This is a genomic window from Desulfoluna butyratoxydans, assembly GCF_900699765.1.
GTDB classification, from domain to species: domain Bacteria; phylum Desulfobacterota; class Desulfobacteria; order Desulfobacterales; family Desulfolunaceae; genus Desulfoluna; species Desulfoluna butyratoxydans.
Genome location: NZ_CAADHO010000016.1, coordinates 20,916 through 41,861 on the forward strand (window position 1 = coordinate 20,916; position 20,946 = coordinate 41,861).

The window sequence follows — 20,946 nt, forward strand, 5'->3', positions numbered from 1 at the left end:
GAGATGCGCAATTGATATTTTATGTACCGGCAGTCATGACGGTGTTTTCCGGCCTTTTTCTGGCCCTGGCCTCCAGATTCAAGGGGCGGTTCCGGGTGGAAAACCCGTTTTTTCCCTTTGTCTGCCTGCTCTGGTCCTTGAACGCCCTGGTTTTTGTTCTCCAGCCCATGGTGTCGGTGACCTTGTCCGTGGCGGTGGAGCGGTTGCATTATCTCTTCCTGGCCTGGGCCTCCCTTGCCCATCTCTATTTCTTCTACAGTTGGCTTGACCTCAGGAACGAACAGCTGGAGCGCATCGGACTGGTATTGACCCTGGTGTTGTCCGGGGTGAGCCTGACCCCCTGGTATGTGCAGGGGGTGCATCGGTACTCCTGGGGGGTGGTGGCGGACGCCGGACCGCTTTTTTGCCTTCACCTGCTGGTGTGCGGCTTGACCGCCGGGTACCTGATCCGGCTCTGCAGCGGCCGCATGGGGTGGGTGTACTCCGTGGAAGAGCGACGGAACCTTCGGCTTGCCGTGGGCTCCGTGGTGTGCGCGGTGGTGCTTTGGGTCCTGAACCTGATCCCCATGTCCGGGTTTTCCTTTTATACTCCCGGGAACTGGCTCTTTTTTCCCATGGCGACCCTGGCCTGTGCCGTGTTTCGGGATCGCCTGCCGAACCTTTGCGCCGTGGTCCGTTTCCTGGTGGCAGGCGGTGCGGCAGCCGTGGTGCTCCTGGCCCCGAACCTGGGCCTGCTCTACCTGATTCACCCCTATTTCCCCTCCATCGACCCTTTGAGCCTCTTTTTCTTTCTCCTTTGCTGGTTTTATCTCAATTACCGGGTTCTGCTGGTGATGTTGCCCGTGATCCACGGGCTCCAGGGGCTGCAGCGGTTTGACCTGAAAAAGGTGGAATCCCATTTTTCCGAGAACATCCTGCTTTTACGTCGCACCGACGAGATGATCAACGAGTTCCGAAGGACCGTGGGGGAGACCCTGCGCATCCGGGGCATGGTCTTTTTCACCCGGAAAGGGGAGGGGTTTCTGGAGGAGGACACGGGGCGGGCCCTGGAGCTGTCTGAGGCAACCCATCGCTGGCTTTCGCTGCTGCAGGTGCCCCTGGACCGGCGGGAGGTGGAACGGCGCGCCGGAAATCAGGAAGTCCGACGGGAGGTGGTGGCCCTTCTGGACCAGTGCGGGTGCGGGTACATCGTCTCTCTTTCACGGTACGGGGAGCTTCTGGGGCTGGTTCTCTTTCCCCAGAAATCGGCGCGGCTGGGCCTGACCCTCGGGGAGGAGCGTTTTGTCAGCCGCATCAAGGAATTTGTCTCCATCGCCCTGTACAACTCCACGGTCTACCAGAACCTGAGCCGCCTCCAGGAGGAGCTTTCCCGGCATACCGGGGCCCTGGTGGAGGAGGCCGCCGAGAGAAAACGGACCCAGGAGGAGGCGGAGCAGAGCGAGAAACGCTCCCGGCTCCTGGCGGACAACGTCATGGAGACCATCGGCATTCTGAGCATCGATCCCCTGGAGTTTACCTACCTGAGCCCTTCGGTGGTCAAGCACCTGGGGTATGAAGGGGAAGAACTCATAGGGCAGGGGGTGGATGTGGTGCTCTCCGAGGAGTCGGAGCGGGAGATTCGCTCGGTCCTGAGCCATGCCCTTTCTGTGCGGGGCGGCCACCCCCGCAATGCCTTTATTTTTGAAACCGAGCTCACCAGAAAGGACGGCTCCCCGGTGTGGAGCGAGCTGTCGGCCCGTTTTCTCCGGGACGGGGAGGGCAAGGCGCGGGAGATCCTGCTGGTCTCCCGGGACATCACGGAACGCCGTCACCTGGAGCGGGAGCGCGAAGCCCTTCAGCGCAAGCTGAGGCAGGCCCAGAAGATGGAGTCCATCGGGGTGCTGGCAGGGGGCATCGCCCACGATTTCAACAGCATCCTCATGGCGGTGATGGGCTACACGCGCCTGGCCCTTATGTACATTTCCGAAGAGAACGTCAAGGCCCGGGAAAAGATCATGCAGATCGAGAAGGCGGGCCAGAGGGCCCGGGATCTGGTGGCCCAGATCCTTGCCTTCAGCCGGAGGAACAAGCAGAAACGGGAGCCCTGTTACCTTCGGGAACACCTCAAGGAGACGGTGGGCTTTCTCAGCGCGTCCCTGCCCTCCACCATCGATGTCCGGTTCACGGCAGGGGAGGGCAAGCTGCGGGTGGTGGCCGACGCCGTGCAGATTCATCAGATCATCATCAACCTGGCCACCAACGCCTTTCACGCCATCGGCGAGGGGGGCGGCACCATCTGGGTTCACGCCGAGGAGGTGACGGTGGAGGAGAGCCTTTCGCTGGCCCTGCACCTGCCGGAAGGGCCCTATGTGCGCTTAAGTGTTTCGGACACGGGCCACGGGGTGGACCCGGAGATTGCCTCGCGGATTTTCGAGCCCTATTACACCACCAAAGAGGTGGGCAAGGGAACGGGCATGGGGCTGGCCGTGGTGCACGGGATTGTCCTGAACCACGGCGGTGCCGTGAGCCTGGAGAGCGAGCGGGGAAAAGGGGCCACGTTTCATGTCTATCTTCCCATCACACCCCTCGGGGCCGACGGAGCCCAGGGGACCCGGGCCACGGATGAGGCCAAGGGCACGGTGCTGTTGCTGGATGAGGAGGAGATTCTCATTGACCTGGCCCGGGAGGTGCTGGGCAGGCTGGGCTATGAGGTGGAAGCCTTTACAGACGGGCAGAAGGCCCTGGAGGTGTTTGCCGGTTCACCGGATAAATACGAGGCCGTGGTGATGGATCTGTTCACGGCAGGCGTGGGCGGTGTGGACATGGTGCGCTCCGTGCGGAACCATGCCCCGGAGATGCCCCTGGTGGTGACTTCCGGGCGGCCCGAGCCCATTACCCGGAGCTCCCTGGGCCATGTGGAGGGCGCCGAGATCCTCCTTAAACCCTTTACCCTCAAGGAGCTGGCCCAGGTCCTTGACCGGGTCACCTCCTGACGTCAGCCTTCTATGGCCAGCGCCGATTCAAAAAAAAAGCCCCCGGAGGCAAGTCCGCCGGAGGCTTGTTTGAGAGGAATCGTTCCGGTTTAACGGTTTTTTTTCCGTGGCGAGCCCTTGTGCCTGCCGGGCTTTCGTCCGGGGCCCGTGGCGTGTTTTTTTCTGTCCCCTGCCGGTTTTCTGCCTTTGTCCCGCCCATGTCCCTGTCCCGTGCCTTTGAGAGCGGCTTTCTGGCGCTCCTTGGCCTCCTTTTGCTTTTCCACAAAAACAGGTTTGCCGGTCTCAGGATCCTTTTCCGTCACGTACATGAGGGTGGAGAGGGTGGACGGGGTGGGGGTGAAGATCTGGGCCTGTTCGGGGCGCGTGTGCAGTTCGGTGCGGCAGAACCGGGCCAGCTCCTCCATCTCTTTCTGGCCGCAGCCCGGGTGGGCTGCCATGAAGTAGTAGGTGAGAAACTGGGGCATGCCCGCCTGTTCGGTGAGTTCCAGGAATCGGTTCCGGAACCGGATCAGCTCGGTCTGGGGCTTGCCCATGAGGGAGAGGACCTTGTCACTGGTGTGCTCCGGTGCGATCTTCAGCTGGCCCGAGGTGTGGTGGGCCACCACCTCTTTGAGGTAGAGGTCCCCCTTTTTTTTGTCGGCCAGGACCAGGTCCGGCCGGATCCCCGAGGCGGAGAAGACTTTTTTGATGCCGGGCACCCGCTGCATCTTCTTAAGCAGGGAGATGAGTCGGGAGTGGTCCGGTTTCAGGGCGGGGCAGACGGACGGGTAGAGGCACCGCCGGTCGCTGCACGCTCCTTTTTTCAGCTTTTTCTCGCATTCAAACCCGTACATGTTGCCCGTGGGGCCCCCTGCATCGAGGATATACCCCTTGAAGCCGGGCAGGGTGGTGAGGGTTTTGGTTTCCCTCAGGATGGAGTCCTCGCTGCGGCTGGAGACCGTGCGGCCCTGGTGGAGGGCAATGGCGCAGAAGTTACAATCCCCGTAGCAGCCCCTGTGGGTGGCGATGGAAAACCGGATGGTCTCCATGGCCCGTACCTCCCCCATGCTGCTGCACAGGGGGTGGAGTTCCCGGGTGAAGGGCAGCTCGTTGACGTCGTCCAACTCCCCTTCGGAAAGGGGCGGTTGGGGCGGGTTCTGTACCAGGTAGCGGGTGTCGTGTTTCTGGACGAGGCCCCGGGCCGTGATGGCATCGGCGTTGGCCTTGAAGGCCGTGAACATCCGGGCAAAGGCCTCTTTGTCCTTTTTGACCTCTTCTAGGGGGGGCAGCTCCAGGTAACCGGGCACCGGGGCATCGGATTTTCGGCAGAGGCCGGCAATGTCATCGGGGGAGTCCCCGGAGGCCAGGGCGCGGGCCAGCTCCACCACGCTGCGTTCCCCCATGCCGTAGAGCAGGTAGTCTGCCTTGGAATCAAAAAGGATGGAGCCGCGGATGCGGTTCTGCCAGGCGTCGTAGTGGGGGACCCTTCGAAGGCTTGCCTCAATGCCCCCTAAGACAATGGGAACCGGGCTCCCCTTGTGATGGCGGCGGATGAGGTTGGTGTAGGCGATGACGGCACGGTCGGGCCTGCGGATGTTATCACCCCCCGGGGTGTAGTCGCAGCGCTTGCGCTTTTTGCCCGAGGCCGTGTAGTTGGCCACCATGGAGTCCAGGGAGCCGCCGGTGACTCCCCAGAAGAGGGCCGGTTCTCCCAGGCGGGTGATGTCCCGGTCGCTCTGGATGTCCGGCTGGGCGATGATGGCCACCTTGAATCCGGACCGTTCCAGGACCCTGCCCACCACGGCCGCACCGATGGCCGGTGCGTCGACGTAGCTGTCTCCGGTCACCAGGATGACATCGGGGCGCTCCCAGCCCAGGTCGTCCATCTCCTTGCGGGTGGCGGGTAAAAAACGGTGGGGTGTGTTCATGGGGTCCATCCTTCGTCTGGTTCTCTAACCAAAGCCTTTGGCTTGGGTCGCGTGTGTTGTGGTGCCGTGCCTTATTATTCAAGGCGAAAAAAGAGAGCTACCTTATCACAGGCAACAGCACAATGACAGGACGGAACAGGAAAGGAAAGGGGGCAAAAAGGAGGAGGTGGTCCCGGCAGGCCTAACGGAGCCTGCCGGGGTATGACGGGGGCCCTGCCGGAGGCAGGGCGACGTGCTTTTGAATAAAAATCAGACGGAGTGGTCCAGCATGGTCTCGGCCTCTTCCAGGCTCAGGGCAGAGGTCACGCTGTAAGCGGGCCAGACCAGGCTCTGGTGCTCATGGGGGAAGTGGGGCGTGGTCCGCTCCGCGGCCTTGACGCGAACCACGCGGCCGATGGCCGAGTCCCAGAGGGCCTCCTGGCAGTGGCGCATGAAGTTCTCGGAGAGACCGTCTGCCAGCATGTAGTGCCGAAGGTCTGTGATGCAGGTAAATCCCCGGGACAATTGGTGTACCGCCCGTTGCATTTTGTGGACAATCTCGGCAAGTTCATCCGCCTGATTGATCCGTCCCAGGGTGAAATAGAGCCGGTTTTTCTCGAGATCCACTCTGATTTCATGCATCGCTTCACGTCTCCCCTTGTCATGATGAATAGTAGGCTGCATTCTCTTCAATATACTTTTCGGTGAGGTCGCAGCCGTAGGCGGTGGCCGAGGCATCCCCCGTGGAAAGGGAGACAACGATGGCGACATGCTCGCCCGAAAGAAGGCTGCGGACCTTGGCTTCGTCGAAGTCCACGCGTGCCTGGTCCGCGTAGACCAGGGTGCCGTTGATGGTGATGGAGAGTGTTTCCGGTGCAACCGTGCAGTGGGTGCACTTGCCCACGGCCATAAGGATTCGGCCGATGTTGGGGTCAGCGCCGTAGGCCATGGTCTTGATCAGGGGGGAGTTGATCAGGGCTTTGGCAATGAACCGGGCTTCGGTATCGTTGACGGCCCCGTTGACGGTTGCGGTAAGGAGCTTGGTGGCCCCCTCGCCGTCCCGGGCCAGGAGTTTGGTCATTTCGACGCAGGCGGCCTTCAGGGCCTCTGCAAACAGGGTGTGGTCCACGGGGCCGGCCAGCCCGTTGGCCAGGGCCAGACAGGTGTCCGAGGTGCTGGTGTCCGAGTCCACCGAGAGCATGTTGAAGGAGTCCTTGACGGCTTCGCGGAGCATGCGGTCCAGGGCAGGGACCGGGATCTCCGCGTCGGTGAGGATGTACACCAGCATGGTGGCCATGTTGGGCTCGATCATGCCGGAGCCCTTGGCGATGATGGTGAGGGTGGCGCCCTCCACCTCAAGGGAGATGGCCTTGGCATAGGTATCCGTGGTCATGATCCCTTCGGCCCCCACCAGGGGGTCGGTGGTCAGGCCGTCCCCGATGTGGGCAATGCCTGCTTCGATTTTTTCGATGGGGAGCTGGCGTCCGATGACGCCGGTGGAGCTCATGATCACTTCCTGCTCGGGGATACCAAAGGCGTGGGCTGTGGCACGGGCCATACGGCGGGCGTTTTCAATGCCCTCCTCGCCGGTGCCGACATTGCTGACCCTGCTGTTGACCACCACGGCACGGAGCTTTCCGTTGCGGATGATCTCACGGCCCAGCACAACGGGGGCCCCGGGAAAGAGGTTGCGGGTAAAGACGCCTGCGGCGTTGGCGGTGACGTCGGAAAGAAACAGGGAGAGGTCTTTTCCCTCTTCCTTGATTCCGCAGTTCATGCTGGCGCAGCGAAACCCCTTTGCCATGACAGATGGGGTATGGAACTTCATGATCATGCTCCTGATCTGGGTGGTTGATTTATCTCATAGTATAAAACACAGTTTGCCACAATAACTGAAATAAACATTTTGACGCAAAAGTGGCCTGTGTCGCGTAATTGATGAATGAAATGAAATGTCTGGAGGTTGAACAAAGGTTTCAACGGTAAATGTTCTTCGTGTGTCTACCTTTTGCTCAGGAGAGAGTTGTTTGTGCGTATAAGTTGCTGTATCTCCCGGATGTACGCCTCACCCCGGCTGGAATAGCGTACAAGGCCCGCCGCAAGGGACTCTCCGTCCGGTTCCACCCCCATGGTCCTTTGCTCCCTTCGGATATCACGTAAGGGTTTGTAGGCCCAGAGGGTGTTGAGATTGTGGAGGTAGCTTCGCACGGACTCGGCCACGGTGTCGAATCGGGCCACCTCGTGGCTGGCGCCCTCGGTCCGGTTTTTGGGGACCATGCCTTTGCCTTTGCCGAAGACCCACTGGCCGAAGAGGTTGTTGCCTTCACGGGCAAAGCGGGAGGTGCCCCAGGCAGACTCGTTGGCGGCCTGGGCCAGGGCCAGGGAGAGGGGGATGATGTCCACGCGGGCCAGCAGGGACTCCCGGTCCTCGGGGGTTTGGGCTGAAAAGGGGGAGAGCCTGTAGAGGGTGGCCAGCTCGCTGAGCCAGGTGCTCTCCTCAGGTCCCAGGGCCTCGGCTTCGTGGAGGAGGATGAGCTGGCGGCGCAGGGTGAGAATGGCGTTGTTCTCCGCAATGACGATGGGTCGCATGTAGGAGAAGAAGGCCTCTTTTTTTTCAGCCACAACGGGGATGGCACCGAAATCGGGCAGGGACGGGGCCGTGTGTGCCACCGGGGGCGTGATCCGGGGCAGGGGCTGGACAGGGGGCGTTTTCGGCTCCATGTGCTCGGGATAAAAGACGACAAAAAGGGCTGCAAGGGCCACCAGAAACGTTAATCCGGCCCAGGGGGCCCTGTGGTGGTCGCCTGCGGAAAAGGGGGTTTCTCGTTTTTTTTCCATGATCGCTGTCCCGGGTGCCCTTTGGATAAGTACCGATAAGCAAAGGGGACCGTGCCTGTTTGCGGGTGATGTTTATCCGGCCGGTGCGCCGTCGCTCCGGTCGGTGTGCATGCCTGATTCTGGTGTATCTGTCTGGAAAGGCGCAAATTAAAAGGGCGTATACCGTTTGTCAACCCCGGGCGCCGATATTTTTTATCGGCGGGAACCCGGTGGAGGTTGAGGGCCTTTTAAAACGGAAGGGGCTGCAACGCGTCTGCATGAAAAAACGAACCGCGGGTTTGTGTGCGCTGGGGCGTTTCAGGTGGCGGATGCCGGGGGTGTCCCCGGCGGCAGGGCTGAAGGCGGTGAGTTGGGTTCTATCCCTTGACGACGCCCAGGGGAAAGAGGCGGACCACGGGCCGTGTCAGGTCGGCCTGGGCGGCCATGACAGAGTCGATGGCCTTGTAGGCCTGGGGTGCTTCCCCGAGGTCGGGGCGTCCTTTGAGCTTGCCGCGCCGGATGGTGTGCCAGCGGTCGAACACCACGTCCCCCATGGCGGCATTGCAGCGTTCGGCATCAAGGCTGCGGGATGCCTGGTTGCGGCCCATGACCCGTCCGGCGCCGTGGGAGCAGGAGCGGAAGCTTGCCGGGTTGCCGAGGCCTTCCACGATGTACGAAGCGGTGCCCATGGACCCGGGGATGATGCCTGCTTCCCCCCGGCCCGCTGAGGTGGCGCCTTTTCGGTGGACCCACACCTTTTTGCCCTGGTGGGTTTCCGGGGCGGCGTAGTTGTGGTGGATGTTTACCAGCCGTTTTTCGCTGAAGGGGAACTGGGTCTCCAGGGCGTGGGCCAGGGCCGTCATGATGCGTTTCCGGTTCTCCATGGCATAGGCCAGGGCCAGGCCCATGTCCTCGATATAGGCAAGGCCCTCCGGGGTCTCCGTGGGAAAAAAGGCCAGGTCGTCGTCGGGAAGGAGGATGCCGCTTTCCCTGCACCAGGCAAGGGCACGCCTGTGATGGTGGTCTGCGATGGTTTTTCCCAGGTTGCGGGAGCCCGTGTGAACCATGAGCCAGAGGCTGCCGTCGTCCCCTTTCTGGACCTCAATGAAGTGGTTGCCTCCCCCCAGGGTGCCCAGGCTCTCCCGGGCGGTTTTCCAGGCCCCTTCCTTGATGAACCGGGGACGATGCCGCGCAAAACCTTCCCAGGGCTGCTCTTTTTTGTGGCGGGAGAACCCCAAAGGGACCCTCTCCTTGACCCGGGTGAGGAGCTGGCGAAGTTCGCTTCGGGAGAGGGTATCCCAGGCCAGGTCCGTTTGCATGGCCACCATGCCGCAGCCGATGTCCACCCCCACGGCATTGGGGATGATGGCGTTTTCAGCCGCCACCACACCGCCGATGGGCATGCCGTAGCCCTGGTGGCAGTCGGGCATGAGGGCGATGTGCCCCACCAGGGCGGGGTGGCGCTGCAGGTTTCTGGCCTGGACCAGGGCGCCCTCTTCAAGGTCGGTGCACCAGGATTTGATGGGAAGGGGCGCTGTATCGGACGGTTGGTCCCACGGCATGGCAAAGACTCCTCTGGTGGCGGCAAAAAAGCGCACCTTTATTAAAAAAAACGACCCATGCCGTGGGGCTGGCCCCATGCATGGCCCGGGGGCCGCACAAAGGCCGCACCGGCTGCCGTGAGGGGCGGGAGCCCCGTGGAAGGAAGCCGAGTTCAGGCCTTTATCGTTGGGTCTACTATACCATTATCGAGGGTGCCGGGCCACGTGAAAACCGGGGGCGCAGGCGGGGGCGGATTCCTTGTGGTTTCCAAATTGTACAAAAAGATGATAAAGCTCCATGCGCACCCGATGCAGCACGGGGTGCCCAGGGAGGCGATGCCGTGGATAGACGGGCTGCCCGGCCCTCCCCGCAGAGATTGATGAGATGAATATCCCGCACCCCCGGGATGACTTGCAAGGGGGTGAAAGGTGAACGGTATGAAGGGTGAAAGAGGGCTTGCCGTGGCAACGCTTTTGGGGGCCATCGTGCTCTGGGCCGGGTCGTTTGTGGCCTTGAAGATTGCGTTCAGGAGCTGCGACCCCTATCTGGTTATTTTCGGTCGCATGGCGGTTGCCACCTGCTGTGCCCTGCTGTTTTTCCGACAGATCCGGCGCGCCGACTATCGGAAAGGGGACTGGTTGTACCTTCTGGCCCTGGGGCTTTTCGAGCCCTGCCTTTACTTTGTCTTTGAAGCCAAGGCCCTGATGCTCACCTCCGCCTCCCAGGCGGGGATGGTCACGGCCCTGCTCCCGGTGATGGTGGCCGTGGGGGCGTGGATGATCTTCAACGAAACCATGACGTGGCGGACCGCGTCGGGCTTTGTGGTCGCCCTGTCAGGGGTTTGCCTGCTGACCTTCACCGGAGAGGCCACGGAATCTGCGCCCAATCCCGCCCTGGGCAACTTTTATGAGTTTCTGGCCATGGTAACGGCCACCGGGTATACCCTGATTCTCAAGCGGCTCTCCTGCCGTTACACCGCGCTGTTCCTCACCTTTGTCCAGTCTGTTGTGGGGGCCCTCTTTTTTGCCCTGCTCATATGGGGGCTCAAGGTGCCCATCCCCGATTTCATTCCCATGGAGGCGGTATGGACCATTGTCTACCTCGGGGTGTTCGTGACCTTTGGGGCCTACTTCTGCTTCAGCTTTGCCATGGGCCGGATGCCTGCGGGCCAGGCCACGGCGTTCATCAACCTGATCCCGGTGCTGACCCTTTTTTTCGGGTGGCTGATGCTCGGGGAGGTGTTCAAGCCGATTCAGTTCGGCGCAGGCGCCATGGTGATTGCCGGGGTGTTTCTCAGTCAGAGACCTTCTGCCGCATAGGGCATCCGGGTCTCTTGAGTTCTGTGATTTCGGCTTGTTGACACGTGTGTCCGGCACCTGTTATGAATCGACAATCCATTCATAAACCGATTGGTTCTTATTGTGGCCGCGGCCCTGATATGCGGGCTATGTTCGGCGGCACAAGAAACAAATTTCAAAAGGCGGTTCTATGGGAAGCACCTCCATGTCATCCGGCGCCTGTGAATCCAATGATCCATCCACATCCCTGATTCCGGTTGAGGGCAGGGGCAGCCTGCTGCTCTACGACCTTGATGCCGAGGCCGAGGCGTTTGTGACTAATGCCCTGAGGGGCCGCGGGCTCGAGGACCGGATCACCACCTTGTATCGGTGCACCACGCCCAAAGAGGCCGAAGCGGCATCCTCCACCTGTGGAAACCTTGTGGCCATGGTGGCCCGGCAGGGGGCCCCGGGGAGCGAGGAGGTGGCTGCATGCCTTCGAAACGTGCCCTCCCATGCCGCAGTGCACCTGTTTTACCTTCTGGACGACCCCGGCGGCAGTGCCCCGAAGGGCCCCTTTGTCCGTTCGGTGGCGTGCTCGGGAGACGATGCCTCCGAGTCCCTTGGGATCTGGATGGAAGAGGCCCTCTGCATGGGCTTTCTCGACAGCGAAAACCGGGCCCTGTGCGAAGAGGTGGACGAAAAGGTCCGGGAACGTACCCTGGAACTGCGCCAGGCCGTGGAGCGGCTGAAGTTCTTTGCCGAACGGGCTGAGTCGGCCAACCGGGCCAAGAGCGCCTTCCTTGCCAACATGAGCCATGAGATCCGTACCCCCATGAACGGGGTGGTGGGTATGACCGAGCTGCTCCTGGGCACCCGCCTCGGGGCCGAGCAGCTGGAGTACGTCAACATCATCCGCAGCAGCGCCACCTCCCTTGTCACCATCATCAATGCCATTCTGGATTACTCCAAGGTGGAGGCGGGCAAGCTCGACCTGGAGAAGATCTCCTTTGACCTGCGAAGCGCGGTGGAGGACGTGATGGACCTCATCACCGTGCGGGCCGCCAAAAAGCATGTGGCGCTCCACGGGTCTGTGGGCGAGGAGGTTCCTTCGCTTTTGGCCGGTGACCCGGTTCGCCTGAAGCAGGTCCTGACCAACCTCATGGACAATGCCGTGAAGTTTACGGGGAAAGGGGAGGTGGGGCTTTCCATTTCACCGGTGAGCTTAGGCGCGGACCAGGTGGTGCTGAAATTCGAGGTGTCGGATACCGGCATCGGGATCTGTGAAGAAGAGGTGGAAGAGCTGTTCACCCCCTTTGCCCAGCAGGATGTCTCCGTCACCCGCAAGTACGGGGGCACGGGGCTCGGGCTCTCCATCTGCAAGCAGATCGTGGAGATGATGGGCGGAGAGATCGGCGCCAAAAGGCGCGAAGGCGGGGGCGCCCTTTTCTGGTTCACCGCCGTGTTTTCCCGTGGCCAGGCAGGAGCCCGGCCCCATGCCGTGCCCGAGAGGGTCCGGCAGGGGAAATACCTTGTGGTGGCCGAAAGCCTCCCCACCCGCAAGTCGGTGCGCAACCTGCTGGAGTCGGCGGAGCTTCGGTGTGAAGAGGCCCTCAACGGCTACCATGCCCTGGAAATTTTGCGGGCAGGCGGTGCTGTGCGAGCGGTGAGCCTGGTCATTATCGATTGCGAGCTCTCCATCATGAAGCCCGGGGAATTGGCCCGGCGGGTGAAAGAACGTTGCGGAGATGCCATTCCCCTGCTGCTTCTGACCCAGAGGGGCAAGGCGCCGGAGACCGATGGGGTCGATGGTGACGGTTATCACGCCATGGTGGCCAAGCCGGTGAAGGTCAAGGGTCTCCTGGACGGCCTTGCCGTGGCCATGGAGTCGGCGTCCCCGGGAAAAGCCGGGCAGGGCTCTGGGGGCGAAGGGGCCGCAGATGCAGAGGACGGACAGGCCCCGGACAACCCCATTCTCGTGGTGGAGGACAACCCCACCAACCGCCTCGTGGCCCAGAAATTTCTCTCCAAGCTGGGGCTCAAAGCCGATGTGGCGGAGAACGGGGCCGATGCCGTGGAGCTGCTGAAGGTAAAAAGCTACGACCTGGTGCTCATGGACGTACAGATGCCGGAAATGGACGGCCTTGCCGCCACGCGTCTGATCCGGGATCCGGCAACCGGGGTCAGCAACCCCCGGGTTCCCGTGGTGGCCATGACAGCCCACGCCATGAAAGAGGACAGCGACAGGTGTCTGGAGGCGGGCATGAACGATTACATCTCCAAGCCCATCTCCATCAACGCCCTCCGGGAGGTTATCAACCGGTTCATGGCCGACGTTGCCTACCCCGTGCCCTGAAGCGCGGGGCAGGGCCGCCGGAGGCTTTTTCCGTTGAATAGTTTCCTTTTTTTTATTTTTGGTATTGAACGATGTTTTGTGTGTGATAAGTGTATCTCGATGAACGGGTTTCCGGTTGAATGTTTGATGGCGGGCCCGTGATCTGATACACTTTTCATGACCGTTGGTGTTGCCTCAAGGTAAAAAGCCGTGCCATCCCGGCGGCTTGTGGCTGATGCCAGCGGTCCATGTGCGGGCATTGTGTTGTGAGTCCCTTGCTGGCGGTGCGAAAGGCCTGCACAGTGCTGTTTTTGCCAGGCACCGACCCTTCCCCTTAAGGGAAAATCCGTTTGACGGGTTTTTCTCCTCTTCCGTGATGAGCCGGTCTTGATGTGGCAACATGATGAAAACACACCTGAAAAACAGCGGGATGGAAAAAGGCGGTTCTTCCCTTTACTCCAGGAAGTATACCGATCGTATAAAAAAAGGGAGAAGGTGTTGCAATGCCAAATGAACAGTAGTATATATCGAAATTTGTTAAAGTAAATTTTGTTTTGTGTCGTTCAGATCAGGCTACCTCAAGGAGTCTCAAAGGTTGCGCCACCTTTGGGATGCACATCGGTGAAAACGGCCCCTCCGGGAAGGCGGTCATATCCTGTGAAGTAAAACGATGTTTCTGATGCGGCATTCCATTGCTTAAAAAAATACGAGTACCCGGCCCAACGGGCGGTACCGAGAAGTTTGGAGGGTATATAAAATGACAGACAAGTCCACGTTCATGCGTCTCAGAGAGAACGAACGAGAAGTGCGAAAGGGGCTGATCATTTCAGCCGCCATGAAGCTGTTCGAAACCAAGAATTTCCACGAGATCGGCATGAGGGACATTGCCAGCGAAGCCGGTGTTTCCGCGGCATCCATTTATCGCTATTTCCCCAGCCGCGACGACCTGTTTGTGGAGGCCCTGATCCGGGACATCAACAAGATCGAGCAGCTCCTGGAGACCCGCCTCAAGGCAGGCGGAACCATTGAGTCCCTTGCCGTGGCCGTTGTGGATTACATGATCGACAACGAAGCGACCTTTCAGATGATGTGCCATTTCCTCATGCGCGGAGAGGAAAACCCCCGTGCCCTGAAGAAGTTCAACGCGGTACTCCTCTACTTTACCAAGATGTTCGACGAGGTGGTCAAAAAGTCCGACGGCGAGACCCCCCTGCGTTTCCACAGCCAGGCCTTCTTCGCCTCCCTTGCAGGCATCGTCATGACCTTTCGCAACTACCCGGGCAGGAACGAGTCCGAGCGTCGCGAGTACATGCACAAGCTGGCTCTCCTCATCATGCGCGAAGGGGCTTCCCTGGAATCCATCTGATGCTCTGTCTCAGTTGGAGAGTCATGCCGAGGCCCTGGCCTCGGCAGGTGAGTCACCACGTGCTTATTGTATGAAGCAAAGCCGGCCATGCCGCCCGAATAAGGGCGGATGGTCGGCTTTTTTGTTTTTGGGGCATGCCGGGCTTCCTTGACAGTACTCGTTGCTTTGCTATATGTTCATGGAGTCGGCCAGCTGGCCGAGAGGTATGGAGAGGGCCGGAGAGTAAATTTTTTTAGCTAAAAAGCGAACAATGTTCTCGGCTCGGTAAGTTCGTCAGGTAGTGCGGCAGGGTGTAAGCCGGTTCAGGCAGACCACAGAATTCAAGGAGCAGGTATGGGACAATTCAGAGAGGTTAGGGCGGGGCGCAGGGTGTTTCAGAGACTCTATATCACGCTGATGCTCTGGTTCGTAGGCCGAGCCATTGTGGCGGCCTCCAAGGTGGATGAGGACGTGAAACGGGAGTTCGAGGCGTTGCCGGATGGGCTGACGTTTTCCCTGGGGGTGTTGCCCGACGGCCCCCGCATGGTGGTGCGCAAGGAGGCAGGGGGGAAGGTGCGCTACCTCGGGCAGGGCAAGGGCGAGTCCATTGATCTGGACATGACCATCAAGCACATGCAGGCCTTTTTCATGATCTTTTCGTTTCAGGAGAGCACCCCCACGGCCAATGCCAGGGCGCGGCTTTACGTGGACGGCGGGGTGCCCGAGGCCTGCGCCGTGGTCAGGGTTCTGGATATCGTTCAGGTCTACCTGCTGCCGAAGTTCATCGCAAAGCTGGCCGTCAAACGCTACCCCGCCTGGCCCTGGTCCCGACATCTTCTGGGGCGGAGCAAGGTCTATCTGAGAACCGTGACCGGGTTATAAACCTGGAGGGAGGAAGGCACGTTATGGATACGGGTGTGAGGGATTTTATATTTCCGTCGAAGATCGGGGCCGGATCACGGGCCCTGGAACACCTGCCCTTTGACCTGGGCGGGTTCGGGGCACAACGCCCCATGGTGGTGTGTGCCGAGGCCTTGGACAGCAAAGGCGGGCTCAAGCCCCTGGAATCTGCGTTCAAAGGGTCAGGGCTTACCTACGGGGTGTATGCCGTGGAGGATATGCCCACCCTTGAGACCGTCCGGGAGGTCTGGGGGCATTACAACGAAGGAGGCTTTGATGCCGTCATTGCCGTGGGGGGCGGCGCGGTGACGGATGTGGGCAAGTGCCTTGCCGTGGCCGCCCAGGGAGGGCCCGAGGCCCTGAGAGAGCTCCTGGCAGGTGGGGGAACGGCTTCGGCGACAGCTCCCTTTGCCTGGGTTCCCACCCTGGAGTTGACAGGCCGGGAAGCCGCTCCGGAAGCCGCCCTGGGGAATCAGGTGATCCGGGGAACGTCTTTGTGCCCCAATCTCATCGCCGTGGACCCGCGGATGCTTCAAGGGCAGGCCGGTGCCGGACTGGTCGAGGCAGGCCTGGGTGCCCTGGCCGCGGCCCTTTGCCTCTATGAACCGGTGGAGGCGAATCCCCTGGCCTTGCCCTATGCACGCCTTACTGCCCGGCAGGTGGTGGCAGGGCTGATGCCCCTTCTGACCCGTGCGGAAGCGCCCCGGGGACGCCTTTCCCGCTTGTTCGGCACCGGTGGGCCCCGTGAGGAGGAGGTGGCCTTTGTGACGGCCATGGCGGTTTCCGGCGGGTTGCTTCCCGAAGCACGGAAAAGCCTGACCTTTGTATTGGCGGATGTGCTCTCTCCTGCGGCCGGGGTCTCCCGTGAGGTGCTTGCCGCCGTGTTGCTGCCCACGGTTCTGGAGTACATTAGCCGGGTAAGGGGCCAGGATCTCTCCGGCCTGCTGTCCGCCCTGGCGGATCTGGACCTGCTGTGCGCCACACCCGTGAACCAGAGGGCCGAGGCCGCCCTTGCCATGGTGCGGGAGACCATCAACCGTCTCTGGATTTTTTCCGAAGCCCGGCTTCCGCGGAGCCTTGCCGAAGCAGGCCTGGAGAAGGAGACCCTGCAGGGGCTGTGCGAGCAGGCCGCGGCCATGGCCGAGGGGTGGCAGCGCCAGGAGGTGGAGAGCCTTCTCCTTTCCGCCTGGGACGGGACCCGTCCCGACCCGAACAACCAGCCCATCCGAGCCACACAGGAGGTGTCCTAATGTACAACTCAGGATATTATGAGTTTTTTTGCGGCGTAAAGACCGTGGCAGGCCATGAGGCGCTGGAGCGCATCCCCGCCCTGCTTGAGGGCCTGGGGGCTTCAAAGCCCATGATCGTCACGGACAAGGGCGTGGCGGCCGCAGGCCTTGTCTCCATCGTGGAAGAGGCCCTGGCCTCGGGCATGCCCGCCGTTGCCGTGGAGGACGATGTCCCCGTGGACTCCGACGTGGGCACCGTGCACCGCATCGCCTCAGTGTACCGTGACGCCGGGTGCGACGCCCTTATCGCCGTGGGCGGGGGGTCGGTGATGGACACGGCCAAGGGGGTTAACATCATGGTCTCCGAAGAGGCGGAGAGCCTCCTCGATTTTTCCGGGGCCGGAGTACTCAAGCGTCCCCTGAAGCCCCTGGTGGCCGTACCCACCACCGCAGGGACAGGCTCCGAGGTGACCCTGGTGGCGGTAATCAACGATCCGTCGGTGAACCGGAAGCTTTTGTTCTCCTCCCATTTTCTCCTGCCGGATATCGCGGTCCTGGACCCTCGCATGACGCTGACCCTGCCGCCCCACCTGACGGCGGCAACGGCCATGGACGCCATGACCCATGCCGTGGAGGCCTATACCTGCCTGTCAAAGAACCCCATCAGCGATGCCTTTGCCGTGGAAGCCATCTCCCTGATTTCCAGGAATCTCATGGCCGTGGTGAAACGTCCCGAGGACCAGGAGGGGCGCCTGGCCCTTGCCACGGCAGCCAACCTGGCCGGTATTGCCTTTTCCAACTCCATGGTGGGCATGGTGCATACCCTGGGCCACTCCGTGGGGGGCGTCTGCCATGTGGCCCACGGGACCTGCATGTCCATCCTGCTTCCCTACGGTCTGGAGTACAACATGCACAGGAACGGTCACTGGACAGGCGAACTCCTCTACCCCATCGCAGGGGAGGCTGTTTACGCGGCCACCGCCCCTGACAAGCGGGCGGAAAAGACCGTGGCGTGCATCCGTGAGTTTAACCAGGCTCTGTACGAGGCAACCGACGGTCGCCACAGCCGCTTCTTCAAAGAGGTGACGGACCAGAACGGCAACCCGGCGGTAACCCGGGAGCACCTGCCCGCCATCGCCCGGACAGCCCTGGGTGACGGCTCCATCTTTTACAACCCAGAGGAGGTGGACTACGACGACGCCCTCATGGTGATGGAAGCGTCCTGGGCCGGAGACCCCCTGGACCGAAGCCGTGTGAAGACGGCTTAGGGCAGATTCCTGTCGGAAAAATGCCATCTATGCTTAACGTGCATGGAAAAGCTTGCCTCCGGCGGGTCGCTTTTTTGAAAAAAAGCTCCGCAAAAAATGTTCCTGATGAGAACGTGTCTGAACTGTTTTTGCGGAGCCTCGAAATGATGGTTTAAGACCTGTTTGTCAAACTTTTCAAAAGTTTGGCCCCCGGCAGGGCCGCCGGGGGCTGTTTTTCGTAGCCTTTTTAGGGAGACATCATGGGTAAAGGATACATGGGCAAGGTCCTCATCGTGGACCTTGGGGAGAGGAGCGTCCGGGAAGAAGAGATCCCGGACCGGGTTTACCGGCAGTACCTCTCGGGCATGGGCCTGGGAGCCTACATGCTTTATAAGCACATTCCGGCAGGGGCCGATCCCCTGGGACCGGACAACATGATCGGCTTTGTCTCCGGGCTCCTCACCGGCACGGGGAGCCTGTTTACCGGCCGCTGGACCCTGGTGGGCAAATCGCCCCTCACCGGGGCCTGGGGGGACGCCAACTGCGGCGGCACCTTTTCCCCTGCCATCAAGCGCTGCGGCTACGACGGGATTTTTGTGCGCGGCATCAGCGAGACCCCGGTTTACCTCTACATCGACGACCACGGGGCTGAGCTGCGTGACGCCTCCGAGGTGTGGGGCAAGGACACCGTGGAGACGGAGACCCATTTCCGGCAGGGGAGAAAGGGCCGCAGGATCGGTGTGGCCTGCATCGGCCCGGCAGGGGAGAGCGTCTCCCTGATCTCCGGGGTGGCAACGGATTACGGGCGCATGGCGGCCCGGTCGGGCCTGGGGGCGGTGATGGGGGCCAAGCGCCTCAAGGCCCTTGTGCTGGCCGGGAACAAACGCATTGCCCCCCACAACCGCAAGGAGATGAAGCGTTTAAGCGCCATCTGCAACAAGTGGGTTCAGTTTCAGCCTCCTTTTATGTCCGCCCCCATGATGGCGGGGACCGGGGCCCTTATGCGGTGGCTTCCCAGTGTTATGGCCCAGGACGGGATCCTGTACAAGATCATGCTCAAGAAATGGGGCACCGTGGCCATGAACCAGATGTCCGTGGAGATGGGGGACTCCCCCATCAAGAACTGGAAGGGGTCGAGCAAGGACTGGGGTATGTTCAAGAGCCGCAGCTCCAGCCCTTCGGCCTTTACCAAGTGCGAACAGGTAAAGTACCACTGCTACTCCTGCCCCCTGGGATGCGGAGGCATCTGCAGCACCGACGGCAAGTACAAAGAGACCCACAAGCCGGAATACGAGACCGTGCTCTCGTTGGGGGGGCTGCTCCTCAACAAGGACATGGACTCCATCTTTTACCTCAACGAGCTGCTCAACCGTGCGGGCATGGACTCCATCAGCGCGGGGCACGCCGTGGCCTTTGCCATTGAGTGTTATGAGGAAGGGGTCTTCACCAAAAAAGACACCGGGGGCCTGGCCCTCAGCTGGGGGGACAGCGAGACCATCGTGACCCTCATCGAAAAAATGGTGGCCCGTGAAGGCATCGGCCACATCCTGGCAGACGGGGTCAAGCAGGCGGCCCACCGCATCGGCGAGGGCTCCGAGGCCTTTGCCGTCCACGCAGGGGGGCAGGAACCGGCCATGCACGACTCCCGGAACGACCCCGGTTTTGCCCTGCACTACAGCGTGGAGCCCTCACCGGGCAAGCACACCGTGGGCTCGGGGCTCTACTATGAGATGTTCAAGCTCTGGCAGGTGGTGGACGGCCTGCCCAAGGTCACCCCTCTGTACATGAAGGGAAGCAAGTACAAAGCCGATGAGGAGAAGGCCGTCATCGGGGCGGCCAACAGCCGGTTCATGAACGTGGTCAACGGCTCAGGGGCCTGCCTGTTCGGCACCTTTCTGGGGGCCCGCCGCGTGCGGCTTTTCGACTGGCTCAACGCGGCCACGGGCTGGACCCTGACCCCCAACGAGTACATGGAGGTGGGGGCCAACGTGCAGACCCTGCGCCAGGCCTTTAATGTGCGCCACGGCATCGAACCGAAGAGTTTCAAGATTTCGGACCGGGCCCTGGGGCGGCCGGTGCAGTCGCAAGGAGCCAACAAGGGACGCACCGTGGCCATTGAGGAGATGATGCGGGACTACTGGACACAGTTCGGATGGGACCCCGAAACCGGAAAACCCCTGGATGAGACCATCCGGGAACTCGAAGCGGCGATGTAAGGGGGAGAAGAGATGGCGTATACCATTACCGACAACTGTACGGGGTGCGGCTCTTGCAGCCGAATCTGCCCCACCGGTGCCATTACCGGAGAAAAGAAAGAGACGCACGAGATCAAGGCGGATCTCTGCATTGACTGCGGCAGCTGCGGACGGGTCTGCCCCGCCGGAGCCGTGGCCGATCCCTTCGGGATACCGGCCCTTCGTGTAAAAAAGAGCCAGTGGCTCGCCCCGGTCTTTGACCGGAAGCGCTGCATGGCCTGCGTGATCTGTCTGGATGCCTGTCCCACGGGCTGCCTTGCACTGGGAGCGCCCCAGGGTAAGGACCCCAACGGCTATCCTGTCATGGAGGATCTCTCCGCCTGCCTGGGCTGCGGCCTTTGCGTGGAGGATTGTCCCGCCGACGCCGTGACCCTGGCCCACCGTGACGTGGCCTGATAAACGGGCTGTCTATCAATCACCTTGCGGAAACGCAGAGTGCCATGTCGATTTACCTTTTGTACCCCGGGTAAATCGGCATGGCGGTTGCTGATTGATCGGGCGTCAAGCACGCCCTGCCTGGCAGAGGGTAGATGAACCGGGGCTCACGTATTCCCTTGACAAAGGACCTTCTTTCCAGTTTTTTCCCTTAGCCCTTAGCCCTTAGCCCTTAGCCCTTAGCCCTTAGCCCTTAGCCCTTAGCCCTTAGCCCTTAGCCCTTAGCCCCGCTTCCACCCACCCCGCCTCTTCCCACACCTTGTGGTGGCGTTTCTCCATTATATAGGCAAGCCATACCTGCTCGTTGGTTGCGAAGAGTTCTTTGGGCTGTTGTGCGGCCTCCGGGCCATAAGGGGTGTCCAGCCAGGTGTAGAAGTGGAAGGTGACGTCCCGGAAGCTGCTCGCTGAGCCCTCCTGGGCAATCTCAATGAGCTGGCTGTATCGGGGCAGCCAGGTGTAGCGGGCAAGGGTGACGACTTTATCGGTCCGCGTGACGCCGAAGCCGTTCTTGATTTCAGGGGCGCCGTACTTTCCCGGTACCCAGAAAAGCACCTCCCCTTCCTCGGTGGCAAAGATGTCCCCGGTTTTGTGTTGCCAGGTTTCCTGAATCTCCCTGGCCCCTTTGCACATGTCGATATATCTGCTACTCTTGTCCATTCCGGTCTGCCTTCTGCTGTCGGGTCCCCGCTGATGTCGCCGTGGGGGG

15 protein-coding genes are annotated in these 20,946 nt (G+C 61.2%); 9 read left to right on the forward strand and 6 right to left on the reverse strand.

The genetic code is table 11. The features are described 5' to 3' along the window. The first annotated feature begins 11 nt into the window (after window positions 1-11). On the forward strand, window positions 12-2,972 hold the full coding sequence (locus MSL71_RS25280; protein WP_180146954.1) for a hybrid sensor histidine kinase/response regulator: 2,961 nt from the start codon (window positions 12-14) through the stop codon (window positions 2,970-2,972). Window positions 2,973-3,061: 89 nt separating this feature from the next. Here the strand turns inward: MSL71_RS25280 and MSL71_RS25285 are convergent, their stop codons facing one another. The 5 genes from MSL71_RS25285 to MSL71_RS25305 all read right to left on the reverse strand — a co-directional run bounded on the left by MSL71_RS25285 (window position 3,062) and on the right by MSL71_RS25305 (window position 9,237). Further along, a complete protein-coding gene (locus MSL71_RS25285) occupies window positions 3,062-4,879 on the reverse strand; it encodes a YgiQ family radical SAM protein (RefSeq protein ID WP_180146958.1) in 1,818 nt (605 codons plus the stop codon). Between the two features lie 249 nt (window positions 4,880-5,128). Then, complete coding sequence (locus MSL71_RS25290; protein WP_180146961.1) at window positions 5,129-5,500, reverse strand: hypothetical protein; 372 nt, start codon at window positions 5,498-5,500, stop codon at window positions 5,129-5,131. 19 nt (window positions 5,501-5,519) lie between these two features. Next, window positions 5,520-6,686, reverse strand: coding sequence for a bifunctional glutamate N-acetyltransferase/amino-acid acetyltransferase ArgJ (gene argJ, locus MSL71_RS25295; protein ID WP_180146965.1), 1,167 nt, complete (start codon window positions 6,684-6,686; stop codon window positions 5,520-5,522). Between the two features lie 173 nt (window positions 6,687-6,859). Beyond that, window positions 6,860-7,696: a glucosaminidase domain-containing protein gene (locus tag MSL71_RS25300; protein ID WP_218951141.1), complete on the reverse strand. Its 837-nt coding sequence runs from the start codon at window positions 7,694-7,696 to the stop codon at window positions 6,860-6,862. 356 nt (window positions 7,697-8,052) lie between these two features. Beyond that, window positions 8,053-9,237: an RtcB family protein gene (locus MSL71_RS25305; protein WP_180146968.1), complete on the reverse strand. Its 1,185-nt coding sequence runs from the start codon at window positions 9,235-9,237 to the stop codon at window positions 8,053-8,055. Between the two features lie 417 nt (window positions 9,238-9,654). Between MSL71_RS25305 and MSL71_RS25310 the strand changes: the two genes are divergently transcribed. The 8 genes from MSL71_RS25310 (at window position 9,655) to MSL71_RS25345 (ending at window position 20,201) form a co-directional block, all read left to right on the forward strand. Continuing rightward, window positions 9,655-10,536: a DMT family transporter gene (locus tag MSL71_RS25310; protein ID WP_180146971.1), complete on the forward strand. Its 882-nt coding sequence runs from the start codon at window positions 9,655-9,657 to the stop codon at window positions 10,534-10,536. 169 nt (window positions 10,537-10,705) lie between these two features. After that, entirely contained in the window at window positions 10,706-12,850 is a 2,145-nt protein-coding gene (locus MSL71_RS25315) for a response regulator (RefSeq protein WP_180146973.1), read from the forward strand. Window positions 12,851-13,586: 736 nt separating this feature from the next. Next, window positions 13,587-14,195 carry a TetR/AcrR family transcriptional regulator gene (locus MSL71_RS25320; protein WP_180146976.1) on the forward strand — a complete coding sequence of 203 codons (609 nt, stop codon included), beginning with the start codon at window positions 13,587-13,589 and terminating at the stop codon, window positions 14,193-14,195. Window positions 14,196-14,528: 333 nt separating this feature from the next. Continuing rightward, window positions 14,529-15,056, forward strand: coding sequence for a hypothetical protein (locus tag MSL71_RS25325; RefSeq protein ID WP_180146979.1), 528 nt, complete (start codon window positions 14,529-14,531; stop codon window positions 15,054-15,056). Window positions 15,057-15,079: 23 nt separating this feature from the next. Then, window positions 15,080-16,324, forward strand: a complete 1,245-nt coding sequence (locus MSL71_RS25330; RefSeq protein WP_180146982.1) for an iron-containing alcohol dehydrogenase — start codon at window positions 15,080-15,082, stop codon at window positions 16,322-16,324. Then, on the forward strand, window positions 16,324-17,571 hold the full coding sequence (locus MSL71_RS25335; RefSeq protein ID WP_180146985.1) for an iron-containing alcohol dehydrogenase: 1,248 nt from the start codon (window positions 16,324-16,326) through the stop codon (window positions 17,569-17,571). The genes MSL71_RS25330 and MSL71_RS25335 overlap by 1 nt, the downstream gene beginning before the upstream one ends. Before the next feature lie 239 nt (window positions 17,572-17,810). Continuing rightward, window positions 17,811-19,766: an aldehyde ferredoxin oxidoreductase family protein gene (locus MSL71_RS25340; RefSeq protein ID WP_180146987.1), complete on the forward strand. Its 1,956-nt coding sequence runs from the start codon at window positions 17,811-17,813 to the stop codon at window positions 19,764-19,766. A gap of 12 nt (window positions 19,767-19,778) precedes the next feature. After that, a complete protein-coding gene (locus tag MSL71_RS25345; RefSeq protein ID WP_180146990.1) occupies window positions 19,779-20,201 on the forward strand; it encodes a 4Fe-4S binding protein in 423 nt (140 codons plus the stop codon). A 246-nt stretch (window positions 20,202-20,447) separates the two neighbouring features. Here MSL71_RS25345 and MSL71_RS25350 read toward each other — a convergent pair whose 3' ends face one another. Next, window positions 20,448-20,897, reverse strand: coding sequence for a hypothetical protein (locus MSL71_RS25350; RefSeq protein WP_180146993.1), 450 nt, complete (start codon window positions 20,895-20,897; stop codon window positions 20,448-20,450). Between the last annotated feature and the right edge of the window lie 49 nt (window positions 20,898-20,946).